Genomic DNA, 16,132 nt, shown 5'->3' on the forward strand with positions numbered 1-16,132 from the left:
CGCGGCTTCTCCTCGCCGTTCCAGGACTTCTTCTCCTCGTCGTCCTTGGTCCAGGAGGAGTCCTTGCCGTGCTCGCTGTCCTTCTTGTAGGTCTCCGGGTCGTGCTTGGGGTCGCGCGCGGTGCCCCAGTCGTCCGCCTTGAGCGCGGTCAGCGCGCCGCCGCCGGTGTGCATGCCGCCGCGCGGCTTCTCCTCGCCGTTCCAGGACTTCTTCTCCTCGTCGTCCTTGGTCCAGGAGGAGTCCTTGCCGTGCTCGCTGTCCTTCTTGTAGGTCTCCGAGTCGTCCTTGGAGTCGCGCGCGGTGCCCCAGTCGTCCGCCTTGAGCGCGGTCAGCGCGCCGCCGCCGGTGTGCATGCCGCCGCGCGGCTCGTCGTGCTTGCTCCCGTGGTCCTTCTCCTTGCCGTAGGAGTCGTCCTCCTTGCCGTAGGAGGAGTCGTCGTGCTTGCTCTCCTGGTCCTTCTCCTTGCCGTAGGAGGAGTCGTCGTGCTTGCTTCCCTGGTCCTTCTCCTTGCTGTAGGAGGAGTCGTCGTGCTCCCAGTCACCGCCCGCCGCGTACACGCCGGGCGCGGCGAGGGCGAGGGCGGCCGAGGCCGTCGCGGTGGCCAGGATCATGCGTGCTGAGCGCATATGAGGGTCCTTCCGTCGGCCGGGCAGCTGGCGGTTCGTCAGCTGAGAGAACCCGGCCCCGACGTGATCCACCGTCAGTCACTCCGGGACGTTCCACCACTCAGGACGCTCAGCCGGGTGAGAGCGGGTGGCACCCGGGGGAACGACGAAGGGCCTGCGCCGGCCTCCGGGGAGGTCCGGCACAGGCCCCGCGGGCGCCCTCACGGCATCCGACGGCCGGTCAGGAGAGGGCCAGCACCGTGGTCAGGACGCGCCGCAGCACCGGTTCGGGCTCCGGGACCGGACCGGGCGAGCGCCAGGCGACGAACCCGTCCGGCCGCACCAGGACGGCACCTCCGGCCGCCGTGCCGTGGCGCTCCCGCCAGTCCGCGCCGTCCTCGGGCACCAGCGCGGCGTCGGGTCCCGCTCCCACGCGGTACGACACGAGGGGTACGGAGAGTTCACCGGCCAGCCGGACGGCGGCCTCGTGCCAGCCGTCCGACCGGCCGGCCCCGGCGTCGCCGTCGGCGTCGCTCAGCAGGACCAGGGACCGCTCGTACAGGTCGAGCGTGGACAGCCGCCTGTCCTCGTGCCGGACCCACAGGTGGGGCGCCCGGGTGCCGGGGGAGCCGTCGAGGGCGAGCTTCTCCGGGACCACCGGTGAGGTGGGGTCGGTGCCGACGACGGCGCCCTGCGGGTAGCGGTAGCCGAGGGCCACGTTGAGGATGCCGCGCTGCGGGCCGCCCCCGCCCGCGCCGGCCGGCGGGGCGAAACCGGGGTGGCTGTGCTCCGCCGACCGGACCGCGGCGCGGGCGCTGGTCGCCTCCGCCACGGGGCGGCGCTCGAGGTCGTAGGAGTCCAGCAGGCGGGGGCCCGCCCAGTCGCCGAGCACCGCCGCCAGCTTCCAGGCCAGGTTGTGCGCGTCCTGGATGCCCGTGTTGGAGCCGAAGGCCCCGGTGGGGGACATCTCGTGGGCGGAGTCGCCCGCCAGCAGGACGCGGCCCGAGCGGTAGCCGCGGGCCACGCGCTGGGCGGCGTGCCAGGGCGCCCGCCCGGTGACCTCGACGTCGAGGTCCGCCCGGCCGACCGCGCGCCGGATGTGCTCGGCGCAGCGCTCGTCGGTGAAGTCCTCCAGCGTCTCGCCGCGTTCGGGGTGCCAGGGGGCGTGGAAGACCCAGTTCTCCCGGTTGTCCACCGGCAGCAGCGCGCCGTCGCCGTCCGGGCCGGTGAGGTAGCAGACGATGAACCGGCGCTCGCCCACCACGTCGGCGAGGAGGCGGGACCGGAAGGTGATGCTGACGTTGCTGAACAGCTCGCCGGGGCCGCTCTGGCCGATGCCGAGCTGCTCGCGGACGGGGCTGCGGGGGCCGTCGGCGGCGACCAGGTAGTCCGCGCGGATCCTGGTGTGCTCGCCGGTCTCCCGGTCCTTGACCAGCGCGGTGACACCGTCGGAGTCGTGGTCGAACGACAGCAGTTCGGTGGAGTACCGCAGGTCGCCGCCGAGCGTCGTGGCGTGGTCGAGCAGGACCGGCTCCAGGTCGTTCTGGCTGCACAGGCACCAGGAACTCGGGCTGAAGCGGGCCAGGCCGCCGCCCGGGTCGATGTCCTTGACCAGCCACTCGCCCGCGTCGTCGACCAGGTCGCGCGCCTGGAGGATGCCGTGGTTGTCGGCCAGGGTGGCCGCGGCCCGGTGGATCGCCGGTTCGACGCCGGCCACCCGGAACAGCTCCATCGTGCGGACGTTGTTGCCGCGTCCGCGGGGGTGGCGGGAGGTGCCGGAGTGGCGCTCCACCAGGGTGTGGCGCACCCCCAGCCGGCCCAGGAACAGAGAGGTCGACAGGCCCACGAGGGAGCCGCCGACGATCAGGACGGGGACCCTGTGGACCGGGCCGCCCGATTGGTCGGTTCTGTGGTTCATGATGTGTCTCCAGCACGTCGTGTCCGCCGACACGGCCGTTTGCGGCCGGACGGCCGGGACTGACATGCATTCCCCGCCCGGCGAACGGCGGCCCAGGCTTCACCCGCCCGAGGGTGCGTGAGCACGCCGGCCGGAGCCCCGGCGGGTACGAGGGCCGCCGCGCGCCGGGGAGACCGGTCCGGGGAGACCGGTCCGGCGAGGGCGACGGCCCCGGTGCCGTCGCCCTCGCGGAGCCCGTTCGGGCCGTTCACGACGGCCCTCGCGCGGACCGGTCCGGGGCGCTCAGATGCCCGATCCGAGGGAGTTCGTCGTGTAGGCGCACTCCGTGTAGACGTAGCCGGACTCCAGCTTCGCGGTGTCCGTGGCGGGCGTGGAGGAGGTGGAGGAGGTGCTCGACGTCGACTTGTGCACGAAGTAGGTGGTGCCGGGGGGCAGGCTGATCGTGCGCTGCGGGTAGTTCTTGCCGCCGCTGCACGGCTCGAAGCCGGGGGTGAGGGTGCTGCCCAGGGAGTACGCCTTGCAGCCGCCGCAGGCCTTGAGGGTGAGGCTGCCCGTCACCGGACCGGTGTAGAGGACGGTGACCTCGTCGGGGCTGTCGTTCTTCACCGTGACCGAGATGCTGCCGCCCGACCGTGTCGTGGGCAGGGTCCTGCCTGCGGCCGGCAGGGTCTGGGCGATCTCCGCGGCGATCGCTATCTTCTTCGCCCGGGCCGCGTTCCCGGCGGTCCGGTGGGCCGAGGCGTACTCGTTCATCGTCGTCCGCGCGGCTTCGAAGTCACCGTCGCGGTACTGGTCCACGCCGCAGGTGTAGGTGCCCGAGTCGGCGCTGCTCGTGGCGCGTCCGGCGTCCTTGGTGAGGGCGGCCTCGATGCCCGCCTCGTCGCCCGGCAGGTCCGCGATGCGGGAGCCGAGGTCGCGCAGCCGCTCGACCGCCGTGCAGGGTTCGGTGCCGGAGAGGCCCTTGACCTCGCGGGTGACGGCGGCGGCCACGGCCGGCTGGACCTTGGCGGCCTGTTCGGAGTCGGGGAAGGTGGTCAGCAGTTCGCCGAACTGGGACGCCCAGGTGGACTGGCCGGAGGCCAGGCCCCGCGAGGCGCATTCGTACAGGGAGGTGGCCAGCCGGTCGTCGGGCCACTTCTCCAGGCTGCCGAGGTCGGTGGAGGGCATGTCCTCGGGGACCGTGCGCAGGTAGGTCAGGGGCGCCACCGCGGTGCAGTAGTCGGCGTCCTCGTACGGGGCGGCGACCGTGGTGTAGAAGGTCTTCATCCGGGTGGGCACCCGCTGGGCGGCGCGCGAGTCGGGGTGGTCGGACCTGAGTTCCTCGTAGGCCTCCAGCGCCTCGCGGTAGCCGGCCCGGCCGCTGCCGAAGTCCTTCTTGCCGGACGCCGTGACCAGCCTGTCGGCCTCGTCGAGGCGGTCGAGGAGCATCTGCTCCGTCGCCTCCTCCCGCGCGTCGTCGTACAGCACGACGCCACCGGCCGGTACGGCGAGCAGGACCAGGCCCAGCATCAGAGCGAGAGGTGCCCGTCGCACGATCGCCGTGCGGGAGCGCAGGCCGGTGAGCGCGCCGTGCGCCGCGGCCCCGGCGAGGAACACGGTGTACAGGACGAGGGCCGCCACCGGGACGCCGTCCGGGTCGGCCGGGAGGGCCACGAGCAGCAGCACCGCGGTGGCGGCCCAGCACAGGAGCACGAGCACCCAGCGGCGCAGCAGCGCGTAGCCGAGCCCCAGGCCGCCGAGGTTGAGCACCGCGACCGCGACGGCCCGCGCGCCGTCCGGCGGCGCGGGCGGCGCCGGCGGTGGCCCCGGCGGCATGGGTGGTACGTGGAAACCGCGGTCGTGCATGCCGTACTGATCCCCGGACATGGCTGTCCTCCCCCATCAACAGCGCCCGAACTTCGGTGACTTGTCAGTCTACGGGTGTCGGTGCACCGCTGACAGGGGCGACGGGCGCCCTGTCCGCCCGGAGAGACCGGGCGGAGAAGCAGGCCGGGGACCGGCCGCGGGGGTCGGTCGAGGAGGTCGGTCGGAGGGAGTGGTAAATGAAAATGATTATCGATAGCGTGTGGGGGTGCGCGGCTCGGCGTCCTCCCCTCCGGTGGGGGTCCGCCGGGCTGCCCCGACGTCCGAACCCGTCGCTGGAAAAGGGGAATTGTGGCTCATCTGCTGATGGTCGAGAGCTGGGTCGGATCGATGAGCAGGCTGTTGCCCCGGGCGATCGGAGAGGGCGGGCACACCTTCACCTTCCTCACCCGCGATCTGCACCACTACCTGCGCTCGGCCCCCGAGGGCACGGCGCACCCGCTGCTCGGCGCCCGCGACGTCGTCACGGCGGACACCAACGACGTCGAGGCCCTGCTCCCCGAGGCCGAACGGCTCCACGCGGCCCTGCGCTTCGACGGCGTCCTCACCTCCTGCGACTACTACCTGCCGGCCGTGGCCCGCATCGCCGACCGCCTCGGCCTGCCCGGCCCCGGCCCCGAGGCGGTCGGCGCCGCCTGCCGCAAGGACGCCACCCGCCGCGTCCTCGCCGAGGCCGCGGTGCCCGGTCCGCGCTTCGCCCTGCACGAGGAGTGGGCCGACCTCGCCCGGTCGGCGCGGGAGATCGGCTACCCGCTGGTCGTCAAGCCGGTCGACCTGTGCGCCGGCATGTACGTGCGCCGCGTGGACGACGAACGCGAACTCGCCGACGCCGTCAGGGCCCTCGCCGGATTCCCGGTGAACGCCCGCGGGCAGCGGCGGTCGCCCGCCGTCCTGCTGGAGGAACTGCTGGACGGACCCGAGGTCAGCGTCGAGACGGTGTCGCACGCGGGCGCGGTCCACGTGGTCGGCGTCACCGACAAGAGCGTCGGCGGGGCCCCTGCCTTCATCGAGACCGGCCACATGTTCCCCGCCGACCTGCCGCCCGCCGACGCCGAGGCCGCCGAACAGACCGCCCTGGGCGCGCTCAAGGCCCTCGGCCTGACCGACGGGGTCGTGGCGCACACCGAGATCAAGCTGACCTCCGACGGACCCCGCGTCGTCGAGGTCAACCCCCGGCCGGCCGGCAACCGCATCACCGAACTCGTCCGCCACGTCACCGGCGTCGACCTCGCCGCCGCGTTCGTGGACGTCACCCTCGGCCGCGCCCCCGACCTGCGGCCGACCGACACCGGAGTGCGCAGCGCCGCCGTCGGCTTCCTGGTGCCGGACCGCGCCGGCACCCTTCAGGCGCTCGACGGGACCGGCGTACGGGACGCGGACGGCGTCCTCGAGGTGGAACTCGCCGCCCCCGGCAGGGCGGTGCGGGCGGCGGGCAGCAACAACGAGTACCTGGGACACGTCATGGCCGCCGACACCCGCGGCCCCGGCGCCCGCGCCCGCGTCGAGGACCTGCTGACCGGGCTCCGCGCGGGGCTGGTGATCCGATGACCCCCGCGACCCTCCCCGCCCACCACACCTACGACGACCTCGCCGACCTCGTCGACCGCGTCCGCGACGGTGCCCTCGGACCCGACCCGGCCACGCTGCGGATCGCCGTCGCCTTCACCACCCGGCAGGCCGTACGCCACGACGGGCGCGGCACCGGCTACCGCAACGAGGTGCTCAGCCTCCGCCTCGACGAAGCCGTCGGCTCCTGCGCCGTCGAGCCGGGAGAACTGCCGGACAGCGTCCTGGACGAGTGCGTCGGCGCCGACGTGGCCCGGCTCCTGCGGCACCCCCTGTCGCCCGTGCGGGTCGCCGCCCTCGACGCCTACCTCATGCGGGTCGCCCCGCACACCCCCGAGCACGGCGCCCGGCCCCTCCCGCTGTCCGCCGGATCCTCCCTGGAGAAGTCCCGGGCCCGGGCCCGCGCCGTCGTCGAACTGCTCGACCTGCCCGCCGGGGCGACGGTCCTCGTCGTCGGCGTCGTCAACTCCCTTCTCGAAGCGCTCCGTTCCCGCGGCCTGCGGTACCTCCCGAGCGATCTCAAGGGCGGCACCACCGAGTGGGGCGAGCCGGTCCGCACCGACGCGCTCGCCGCGGCCGGCCACTGCGACGCCCTGCTCGTCTCCGGCATGACCCTCGGCAACGGCACCTTCGACCCCCTGCGCCGGCACGCGCTGGCCCACGGCAAGCAGCTGGTGGCGTTCGCCCAGACCGGCAGCGCCGTCCTGCCCCGCTTCCTGGGCCACGGGGTGAGCGCGGTGTGCGCCGAGCCCTACCCCTTCTTCTGGCTCGACGGCGGGCCCGGCACCCTCCACCGCTACGGCCGTCCGGGAGACACGCGATGACGACGACCGCCGTCCTGCCCGACGCGCGCCGGGAGCTCCTGGCGCTGCTCGGCCGTACGCCCGTGGTGCGCGTCACCGCCGACCTGCCCGGCGCCCATCCCGGCTTCTGGGCCAAACTGGAGGCGCTCTCGGCCGGCGGGATGAAGGCGCGGGCCGCGGTGTCCATGCTCCTCGGCGCCCGCGAACGCGGCGAACTGCGCCCCGGAGCACCGGTGGTGGAGTCCACCTCCGGCACGCTCGGCATCGGCCTCGCCTTCGCCGGACAGGCCCTCGGGCATCCCGTCGTCCTGGTCGGCGACCGCGAACTCGAACCGTCCATGCGGCAGTTGTTGCGCGCCCACGGCGTCCGCCTGGAGATCGCCGACCGGCCCGCACCTCAGGGCGGCTGGCAGGCGGCCCGCCTGGCCCTGCTGCGCGAACTCCTCGCCGAACTGCCCGGCGCCTACTGGCCCGACCAGTACAACAACCCCGACAACACCGCCGGTTACGCCTCCCTCGCCGCCGAACTCGCCACCCAGCTCGACCACCTGGACATCCTGGTGTGCAGTGTCGGCACCGGCGGCCACAGCGCGGGCGTCGTCGCACCGCTGCGCCGCCACTGGCCCGCACTGCGGCTGATCGGCGTCGACGCCACCGGCTCCACCATCTTCGGCCAGCCCGCCCGCCCCCGCCTGATGCGCGGCCTCGGCAGCAGCATCCACCCGCGCAACGTCGCCTACGACGCCTTCGACGAGGTCCACTGGATCGGTCCCGCCGAGGCCGTCGACAGCTGCCGCAGACTCGCCCGCGGCAGCTTCGTCACCGGCGGCTGGAGCACCGGAGCGGTCGCCCGCGTCGCCGCCTGGGCGGCCCGCGTGCACCCCGGCGCGGTCGTCGCGACCGTCTTCCCCGACGGACCGCACCGCTACCTCGGCACCGTCTACGACGACGACTTCACCGCCGCGCACGGCCTCGACCCCGCCACCGCCGCCACCCGGCCCGTCGAGATACCGCACCCGCACACCACCGAGGCGACCGGCTGGGCCCGCTGCACCCGGGTCGCCGACCCCCTCGCCGCCCTCCCCGTCCGGGAGGGCGGCCGATGAGGACCGACCTGCGGACCGTACGCCTCGTGCTCGCCGAACCGCTGCGGATCTCCCGCTCCACCATGGCCGCTCGCGACGCCGTGTGGCTGACCGTGGAGCACGACGGACTGCGCGGCCACGGCGAGGCCGTCACCAGCGTGTACTACGGCCTCGACACCGGCACCCTGCTGCGCCTCCTCCGCGCCGTCCGTCTGGACCGCTTCGCCGACCCGGAGAGCGCCCTGGAAGCCCTGCCCGACGTCGTCCCCGCCGCGCCGCCGGCGGTGACCGCCGCCGTCGAGGCCGCGCTCCTCGACCTCGTCGGCAAGCGCGCGGACGCCCCCGTCCACCGGCTCCTCGGGGCATCCGCGCCACCCGTGGCCGCCACCGCCCGCACCCTCGGCATCACCTCCCTCGCGCACGCGGCGGCCGAGGCCCGGCGGCTCGCCGCGAGCGGCTTCCGCGTCATCAAGGTCAAGGCCGGTGCCCCCGACCCCGAGGACGACGTCGAACGCGTCCGCGTCGTCCGCGACGCGGCGCCCGGCGTGCGGCTCCTCCTCGACCCCAACGGGGCCTGGACGTTCCGTCAGGCCGAGGCACTCCTGCCCCGCTTCGCCGACCTCGGCGTCGAGGCCGTCGAACAGCCCCTCGCTCCCGGCGACCCGGAGGCGCTCGCCGCCCTCGCCGAACGCTCGCCCCTGCCCGTCATCGCCGACGAGGACGCCGTCGACGTCGAGGACGCCCGCCGCCTCGCCGGACGCGTGCACGGCGTCAACGTCAAGCTCGCCAAGTGCGGCGGCGTCCGGGCGGCCCTGCGCGTCGCCGAGGCGGTCGAGGGCAGCGGCACCGCGCTGATGCTGGGCTGCCTCACCGCCAGCAGCCTCGGCCTCGCACCCGCCGTCCACCTCGCCGACCGGGCCCGCTGGGCCGACCTCGACGGACACCTGCTGCTCGCCCACGACCCGTGGAGCGGCATCGGCGGCGCGGACGGCCTCGTCCGCGCGAGCGACCGGCCGGGACTGGGGGTGACCCGTGCGGACCTGGCATGAGATACGCCGCTTCCCCCTCGCCGTCCGGCTCCTGCTGGTCAACCAGCTCGGCGTCAACACCGGCTTCTACCTGCTGATCCCCTACCTCGCCGTCCACCTCGGCGAGAACCTGGGCCTGTCGGCGGTCGTCGTCGGCATCGTCCTGGGCGTGCGCAACCTCAGCCAGCAGGGCCTGTTCCTCATCGGCGGCTCCGCGGCCGACCGGCTCGGCGCGCGGCACGTCATCATCGCCGGGTGCGCCCTGCGCACGGTCGGGTTCGCGCTGTTCGCACTGGGCGACGGACTGCCGGTGCTGCTCGCCGCGTCGGTGCTCAGCGGACTCGCCGGCGCCCTGTTCAACCCGGCCGTGCGCACCTACCTCGCGCAGGAGGCGGGGGAGCGCAGGGCGGAGGCGTTCGCCCTGTTCAACGTGTTCGCCACCACCGGCGCCCTGATCGGCCCGCTGCTGGGCGGCGCGCTGCTCCTCGTCGACTTCCGCACCTGCGCGCTGACCGCCGCCGGTGTCTTCGCCGTCCTCACCCTGGCGCAGGCGCTCGTGCTGCCCGCGCGGAAGGCGCCGCCCGGCAAGGGCGGCGTCCTCGCCGACTGGCGGGAAGTGGCCGGCAACCGGGCCTTCCTCGGCTTCGCCCTCGCCATGGTCGGCATGTTCACCCTGGAGAACCAGCTCTACCTGCTGCTGCCCGAGGGCGCCCGGCAGGCCACCGGCTGGGACGGCGCCGCGGGCCTCGTCCTCCTGCTCGGCACGCTCGCCAACCTGGCACTCCAGCTGCGCGTCACCCGGGCCCTCAAGGCGCGGGGCCACGGCGGTCGTTGGATCGCCGTCGGACTGACCCTGATGGGCCTGGCGTTCCTGCCCCCGGCGGCGGTGTCCGGCTCGTCGTCCGGCGGGTGGCTCGACGCCGTGCCCGTCCTGCTCGGCGCGCTCCTGCTCCATCTCGGCATCATGGTCGCCTCGCCGTTCGTCATGGAGCTGATACCCGGCTTCGGCCGCCCCGAGCTGACCGGCACCCGCTTCGGGATCTTCTACGCCGTCTCGGGCGTCGCCGCCGCCCTCGGCAACACGGCCGTCGGCTGGGCCATGGACACGGGCGAGGAGACCGGCGCCGGGTGGCTGCCGTGGGTGTGCTGCGCGCTGCTCGGCCCGGCGTCGGCGGCGGCGGTGGCGCGGCTGTACCGGCGTGGCGCGCTGCCCGGAAGTCCGGGGGCCGTCACCGCGACGCCGACTGCTCCGGTGGCTTCCGCGGACCCGGCGGACCCGGCGTATCCGGCAGCCTCGGCGGCTTCCGTGGGACCGGCGTATCCGGTGGCTTCGGCAGCTTCGGTGGCCTCCGCGGAGCCGGCGGACCCGGCCGAGGAGAGGAGCAACGCGTGACGTTCCCCACGGGCGCGAACCTCCTCACCGACCACCCCGCGCTCTACGAGGCCCGCTTCCCCGACCCCGACCGGCTGGCCGGACGCTGGGCCGAGGACCGCCTGCGCCACCACCACGCCGGTCCACGGGTCCTCGACATCGGCTGCGGCACCGGCCGCGACGCCGCCCACCTGCACCGGGCCGGCCGCACCGTGACCGGCGCCGACCTCTCGGAGACGATGCTCGGCCACGCCCGCGCCCACCACCCGGGTCCGGCCTACCTCCGGGCCGACCTGCACGGCTTCGACCTCGGCCGGGCCGCCTTCGACGCGGTGATCTGCCTGGACAGCGCCCTGCTGTACTGCCACACCAACGAGCAGCTCGACGGCTTCCTCGCCTCCTGCTGCCGGGCCCTCGGGCCCGGCGGGCTGCTGGTCGCGGAGATGCGCAACGGCGCCCACCTCCTGGGCTGCACGGACCTCCTCGACACCCCCAGGGCCGACGCCTTCACCTGGCGGGGCGTCACCCACCGCTCCGTCACCACCCTGTCCGTCGACCGCCACGCCCAGCTCCTGCGCCGGGTGCGCGTGTGGCACGCCGACGACGGCACACCGCCCGTCACGCAGCGCTCCGCCTGGCGGCTCCTGTTCCCGCAGGAGCTGCGGCACTTCCTCGCCGCCCACGGCTTCGAGGTCCTCGAACTCCACGACGGCCCGGGCCCGCGCACCGAGACCCCCTGGCGCGAAGGGGCGACGCCCGGCACCACGGCCGACGGGGACCGCCTGCACCTCGTGGCCCGCCTGGGCACCATCCCCCGCCCGGGCACCACCCCCTGAACAGCCCGCGCCCGTCCGGCCCCACCTGCCCGCGCCCGTCCCCGTCCGATCCCACTCCAAGGAACAGCCATGCATGACGAACGTCTCCCCGGTCTGCGCCGACGCGGCTTCCTCGCCGCCGGCACGGGGGCCGCCGCCCTCGCCCTCGTCGGCTGCGGCGACGGCACCGGCGACGGCCGGGCCGACAGCGGTGACGGCACACCCCGCAAGGGCGGGCGGCTGCGCGCCGCGTTCGCCGGCGGCGGAGCGAGCGAGACCCTCGACCCGCACCTGGCCAACCTGTTCGCCGACGTCGCCCGCGCCAAGGCCCTCTACGACAAGCTCGCCGACCACGGCCCCGACCTCTCCGCGCGGCCCCGCCTCGCCGCGTCCTGGGAACCCGACAGGACGCTCACCCGCTGGCGGGTCACCCTGCGCGAGGCCACCTTCCACGACGGCAGGCCGGTCACCGCCGAGGACGTCCTGTACAGCTACCGCCGGATCGCCGACCCGAAGCGGGCGTACCGGGCGAAGGCGTCCCTGGAACCCGTCGACCTCGACGCGAGCCGCGCCACCGGCGCCCGCGGCATCGAGTTCGTCCTCAAGCGGCCGACCGCCGAATTCCCGAACGTGCTGGCCGCGTTCGGCGCCTACGTCGTCCCCGCGAACGCCACCCGGTTCGACAGCGCGCCCGTCGGCTCCGGGCCCTTCCGGTTCGTCTCCTTCACACCGGGCCGCTCGGCCGTCTTCCGCCGCAACGACGCCTACTGGGACGGCGCCCCGCACCTCGACGAGCTGGAACTCGTCGTCGCCAACGAGGAGTCGGCCCGCGTCAACGCCCTGCTCGGCGGCCAGGTCGAGTACGCCCACGAACTGAGCCCCACCACCGCCCGCGCCCACGAGGGCAGGGGACGGATCGACATCGTGCGGCTGCGGGGCAGCGCCATGCAGGGCTTCTGCATGAAGACCGACCGCGCCCCCTTCGACGACAAACGGGTGCGCCAGGCGTTCTTCCTGATCGCCGACCGCCAGGAACTCGTCGACGGCGCCCTGTCCGGCGCGGGCGTCGTCGGCAACGACCTGTTCGGCAAGGGCTACGAGTACTACGCCGACGGCCTCCCGCAGCGCACCCAGGACCTCGACCGGGCCCGCGCCCTGCTGAAACAGGCCGGTGCCGAGAAGCTCCGGGTCACCCTGGACACCTCACCCGTGGCCGCCGGGTTCACCGAGGCCGCCGGCATCTTCCGCGACCAGGCCGCCCGGGCGGGCGTCACCGTCGACGTCCGGACGGGCAGCAAGGACTCCTACTGGAGCGACATCCTCGACAACGGCACCCTGTGCTGCTACCGCTCCGGCGCCATGCCCATCGAGGCCCACATCTCGCAGCGCCTGCTCACCGGCTCCACCACCAACGCCACCAAATGGAAGCACCAGGACTTCGACGCCCTGTACCAGCAGGCGCAGTCCACCCGCGACAAGGCCGGACGGGCCGCCGTCTACGAGCGCATGCAGCGCCGCCTGCACGCCGAGGGCGGCTTCCTCGTCTGGGGGTTCGCCGACTGGATCATCGCGACCGCCCGCAACGTGCGGGGCGTCGAGACCGGGGCGCCCGCCAACACGCTCGACTGGGCCCGCTTCGACAAGGTCTGGCTGACGTGAGGGGAAGCCCGAGGGCGAGCGGCCCGCGCTCGTTCGTCGCCCGGCGGCTGCTCCTCGGCGCCGCGCAGACGGCGGCCGTCGTGCTGCTGGTCTTCGCGCTCACCGAGGCGCTGCCGGGGGACGCGGCCGTCGCCCTGGCCGGCGACCAGCCCGACCCCGCGCGCATCGCCGCGATCCGCGAGGCCATGGACCTCGACCGGCCGGCGTACGAGCGCCTCGCGGACTGGGCGGCCGGCCTGCCGCACGGCGACCTCGGCACCTCCCTGACCTCCGGCCGTCCGGTGTCCGGCCACCTCGCCGACGGCTTCGGCCCGACCCTGCTGCTGGCCTGCCTCACCCTGGCCCTGCTCGTCCCCCTCGGCCTCGGCCTGGGCGTGCTCGCCGCCCGGCACGAGGGCCGGTTCACGGACCGCCTGGTCAGCTCCGTCACGCTCGCGGTGTACGCGGTCCCCGAGTTCGCCCTCGGGATCCTGCTGGTGACGGTCGTCGCGCTGGAACTGGCCTGGCTGCCGCCGACCGCCGTCGGCTACGGCACCGACCTGCTCGCCCACCCGGCCGTCCTGGTCCTGCCGGTGCTCGTCCTGCTCGCCCGGCCGGTCTGCTCCCTGTCCCGCCTGGTCCGCGCCGGCATGGTCGACGCCCTCGCCTCGCCGTACGCCGCCCACGCCCGCCGCTGCGGAGTCCCCGGCGCCCGGGTCCGCTACGGCCACGCCCTGCCCAACGCCCTCGCCCCGGCCGTGCAGCAACTGGCCCGCACCGCCGACTGGCTGCTGTGCGGGGTCGTCGTCGTCGAGGCGCTGTTCGCCGTCCCGGGCCTCGGCACGGTCCTGCTCCACGCCGTCGCCGAACGGGACGTACCGGTGGTCCAGGGACTGGCCGTGGTCTTCGGGGTGCTGACCGTCCTGCTCAACCTGGGCGCGGACCTGGCGGCCCACCGGCTGACGCCCCGCGGGGAGGTGGCGGCGTGAGACGCGCCCGCTTCGGCCGCTTCGGCCGCTTCTTCATGGGGGTGGCCGTCGTCGCCGTCCCGCTCGGCCTCGCCCTCCTGGGCCCCGCCCTCGCCGGCGAACCGGGCCCCCGCTCGCTGTCCTTCGCCCTGGGCGACGGCCACCCGCTCGGCACCGACTTCGTCGGCCGCGACGTGTGGCGGCAGGTCCTGCTCGGCGGCCGTACGGTCGTCCTCAGCGCGCTCGCCGCGACCGCCCTGGCCTACCTGGTCGCCCTCCCCGTGGGACTGGCCGCCGCGCTCACCCACGTGCGGCGCCTGGAGGAACTGCTGATGCGGCCGCTGGACGTGCTGCTCGCCGTACCGTCCCTGCTGGTGATCCTGCTCGTGGCGTCCGTGTTCTCGCCGGGCACGGCCGGGCTCGCGCTGCTCGTCGCGCTGGTGAACGTGCCCGACGCGGCCCGGATCGTGCGGGCGGCGGCGGGCGAGGCCGCGGCCCGTCCGGCGGTCGAGGCGCTGCGCATGCAGGGCGAGACCCGGTGGCGCATCGCCGTCGGCTACGTCGGCCGGGCCGTCCTGCGCACCCTCGCCGCCGACGCCGGGATCCGGCTGACCGGTGTGCTGTACCTGGTGTCCACGGCCGCCTTCCTCGGTGTGGGCGTCGCACCGGACGCCGCCGACTGGGCGGTCATGGTCGACCGCAACCGCACCGGGCTGTTCGTGCAGCCCTGGGCGGTCGTGGTGCCCGCCCTGCTGATCGTGGCGCTGACGACGGGCACGAACCTGCTCTTCGACGCCGCCCTGGAGAAGACCCCGCGACGGAAGGGACGACGTCCGTGAGCCACGCCACCGCCGTTGCGGCGGAGATCCGCGACCTGCGCGTCGAGATCGACGGGCGGGCCGTCGTCGACGGCGTGAACCTGCGGGTGCCGCCCGGCCGGGTGACCGCGCTGGTGGGGGCCTCCGGCAGCGGCAAGACCACCACCGGCCTCGCGCTGCTGGGGGAGTACCCGCCCGGCGCCCGCGTCACGGGTGAGGTGCTCCGCCCCGCCGGCGGACCCGTCGGATACGTGCCCCAGCACCCCGCGGCCGTCCTCAACCCGGCCCGCCGCGTCGACGCCCTCCTCCACGACATCGCCCGCTCCCGGGTCCGTCACCTGCCGCGCGCCCAACGCCGGGCGGCGGCAGACGAGTTGGTCCTGCGCGCTCTGGAGGACGCCCAACTCCCGGACGGCGGGACGCTGGTGCGGCGCCACCCGCACCAGCTCTCCGGCGGCCAGCAGCAGCGGGTCGTGCTCGCCCAGGCCCTCCTGCTCGGCGCCCGCGTCGTCGTCGCCGACGAACCGACCACCGGACAGGACGCGTCGACCAAGAGCCGGATCGTCGCGCAGCTGGCGGCGGTCGCGGCCCGGGGCATCGCGGTCGTGCTGCTCAGCCACGACCTGGACGTCGTGCGCGCCCTCGCCGACGAGGTCCTGGTGATGCGGGCGGGCCGGGTCGTGGAGTCCGGCCCCGCCGAACGGCTGTGGCGCGCCCCCCGGCACGAGTGGACCCGCCGGCTCCTCGGCGAGAACCGGACGCGGCCACCGCGGGACACCGGCGCCGAGGCCGCCCGGCCCGTCCTGACGGTCCGCGGCCTGACCGCCGTGCACGGCGCCACCACGGTGCTGCGCGTCCCGCACCTCACGCTGGGCGCCGGCGAGTGCCTGGCCGTCGTCGGCCGCTCGGGCAGCGGCAAGACCACGCTCGCCCGCTGCCTGGCCGGGCTGCACCGCGACCACACCGGCGAGATCCTGCTCGACGGGACGCGGCTCCCGCGCAGCCTGCGGCACCGCGACCGGGAGCGGCTCGCCGCCGTGCAGTACGTGTTCCAGGACGCCCGTGCCGCGTTCGACGAGTTCCGGCCCGTCCTCACGCAGGTCGCCCGCACGGCGGTCCGGTTGCGCGGCACCGACGAACACACCGCCGAAGCGGAGGCGTCCGCGACGCTGGCCCGCCTCGGCCTGCCGGCGGACCTCGCCCACCGCCGGCCCGGCACCCTCTCCGGCGGGGAACTCCAGCGGGCCGCCCTCGCCCGCGCCCTGCTCGCCCGGCCCCGGGTCCTCGTCTGCGACGAGATCACCTCCGGCCTCGACCCGGTCACCCGGCGCGGCATCCTCGACCTCCTGGCGGGCCTCGTGCGCGACGGCGACGGCCTCGCCCTGGTCCTCGTCACGCACGACCCGGACACCGCGCGCCTCGCCCACCGCGTCGCCGTGCTGGAGGCCGGAGAACTGGTCGAACAGGGCCCGGCACAGCGGATACCGACGGACCCCCGGCACCCGTTCACCGCCCCGTCGACCACCGTCCCGTCGACCACCGTCCCGTCGACGGACCCCGCGGCGCGTCCGGGAGCGGGAACCCGGCGGACCGGGGGCGATCGCGCACCGTCCGCCGGGCCCGGCGCGACGCGGTGAACCGACAGGGCGAATC

The 16,132-nt window shown here is 75.0% G+C and carries 13 protein-coding genes; 10 read left to right on the top strand and 3 right to left on the bottom strand.

Annotation, left to right across the window (positions count from 1 at the left end; translation table 11 throughout):
• The 3 genes from ACF09K_RS12040 to ACF09K_RS12050 all read right to left on the bottom strand — a co-directional run.
• Nucleotides 1–626: hypothetical protein (locus ACF09K_RS12040; protein WP_392242720.1), on the bottom strand; the 626-nt coding region annotated here is incomplete at its 3' end.
• A gap of 220 nt (nt 627–846) precedes the next feature.
• Entirely contained in the window at nt 847–2,523 is a 1,677-nt protein-coding gene (locus ACF09K_RS12045; protein WP_392242722.1) for an FAD-dependent oxidoreductase, read from the bottom strand.
• Nucleotides 2,524–2,805: 282 nt separating this feature from the next.
• Nucleotides 2,806–4,389 carry a hypothetical protein gene (locus ACF09K_RS12050; RefSeq protein WP_392242723.1) on the bottom strand — a complete coding sequence of 528 codons (1,584 nt, stop codon included), beginning with the start codon at nt 4,387–4,389 and terminating at the stop codon, nt 2,806–2,808.
• 288 nt (nt 4,390–4,677) lie between these two features.
• Between ACF09K_RS12050 and ACF09K_RS12055 the strand changes: the two genes are divergently transcribed.
• The 10 genes from ACF09K_RS12055 (at nt 4,678) to ACF09K_RS12100 (ending at nt 16,116) form a co-directional block, all read left to right on the top strand.
• Nucleotides 4,678–5,934: an ATP-grasp domain-containing protein gene (locus tag ACF09K_RS12055; protein WP_392242725.1), complete on the top strand. Its 1,257-nt coding sequence runs from the start codon at nt 4,678–4,680 to the stop codon at nt 5,932–5,934.
• Nucleotides 5,931–6,776: a Rossmann-like domain-containing protein gene (locus ACF09K_RS12060; protein ID WP_392242727.1), complete on the top strand. Its 846-nt coding sequence runs from the start codon at nt 5,931–5,933 to the stop codon at nt 6,774–6,776. The genes ACF09K_RS12055 and ACF09K_RS12060 overlap by 4 nt, the downstream gene beginning before the upstream one ends.
• On the top strand, nt 6,773–7,861 hold the full coding sequence (locus ACF09K_RS12065; RefSeq protein WP_392242728.1) for a PLP-dependent cysteine synthase family protein: 1,089 nt from the start codon (nt 6,773–6,775) through the stop codon (nt 7,859–7,861). Before ACF09K_RS12060 ends, ACF09K_RS12065 begins: the two co-directional genes overlap by 4 nt.
• A complete protein-coding gene (locus ACF09K_RS12070; RefSeq protein ID WP_392242729.1) occupies nt 7,858–8,889 on the top strand; it encodes a mandelate racemase/muconate lactonizing enzyme family protein in 1,032 nt (343 codons plus the stop codon). Before ACF09K_RS12065 ends, ACF09K_RS12070 begins: the two co-directional genes overlap by 4 nt.
• Nucleotides 8,873–10,261, top strand: a complete 1,389-nt coding sequence (locus ACF09K_RS12075; protein WP_392242730.1) for an MFS transporter — start codon at nt 8,873–8,875, stop codon at nt 10,259–10,261. The genes ACF09K_RS12070 and ACF09K_RS12075 overlap by 17 nt, the downstream gene beginning before the upstream one ends.
• Nucleotides 10,258–11,076, top strand: a complete 819-nt coding sequence (locus ACF09K_RS12080; protein WP_392242732.1) for a class I SAM-dependent methyltransferase — start codon at nt 10,258–10,260, stop codon at nt 11,074–11,076. Before ACF09K_RS12075 ends, ACF09K_RS12080 begins: the two co-directional genes overlap by 4 nt.
• 69 nt (nt 11,077–11,145) lie before the next feature.
• Nucleotides 11,146–12,714, top strand: a complete 1,569-nt coding sequence (locus ACF09K_RS12085; protein WP_392242733.1) for an ABC transporter substrate-binding protein — start codon at nt 11,146–11,148, stop codon at nt 12,712–12,714.
• Nucleotides 12,711–13,682, top strand: coding sequence for an ABC transporter permease (locus ACF09K_RS12090; protein ID WP_392242735.1), 972 nt, complete (start codon nt 12,711–12,713; stop codon nt 13,680–13,682). Before ACF09K_RS12085 ends, ACF09K_RS12090 begins: the two co-directional genes overlap by 4 nt.
• A 35-nt stretch (nt 13,683–13,717) precedes the next feature.
• Nucleotides 13,718–14,500: an ABC transporter permease gene (locus ACF09K_RS12095; RefSeq protein WP_392243187.1), complete on the top strand. Its 783-nt coding sequence runs from the start codon at nt 13,718–13,720 to the stop codon at nt 14,498–14,500.
• Nucleotides 14,497–16,116: an ABC transporter ATP-binding protein gene (locus ACF09K_RS12100; RefSeq protein ID WP_392242737.1), complete on the top strand. Its 1,620-nt coding sequence runs from the start codon at nt 14,497–14,499 to the stop codon at nt 16,114–16,116. Before ACF09K_RS12095 ends, ACF09K_RS12100 begins: the two co-directional genes overlap by 4 nt.
• Nucleotides 16,117–16,132 lie beyond the last annotated feature (16 nt).

Origin of the sequence: Streptomyces sp. NPDC014882, assembly GCF_043081325.1 — a bacterium.
Lineage (GTDB): Bacteria > Actinomycetota > Actinomycetes > Streptomycetales > Streptomycetaceae > Streptomyces.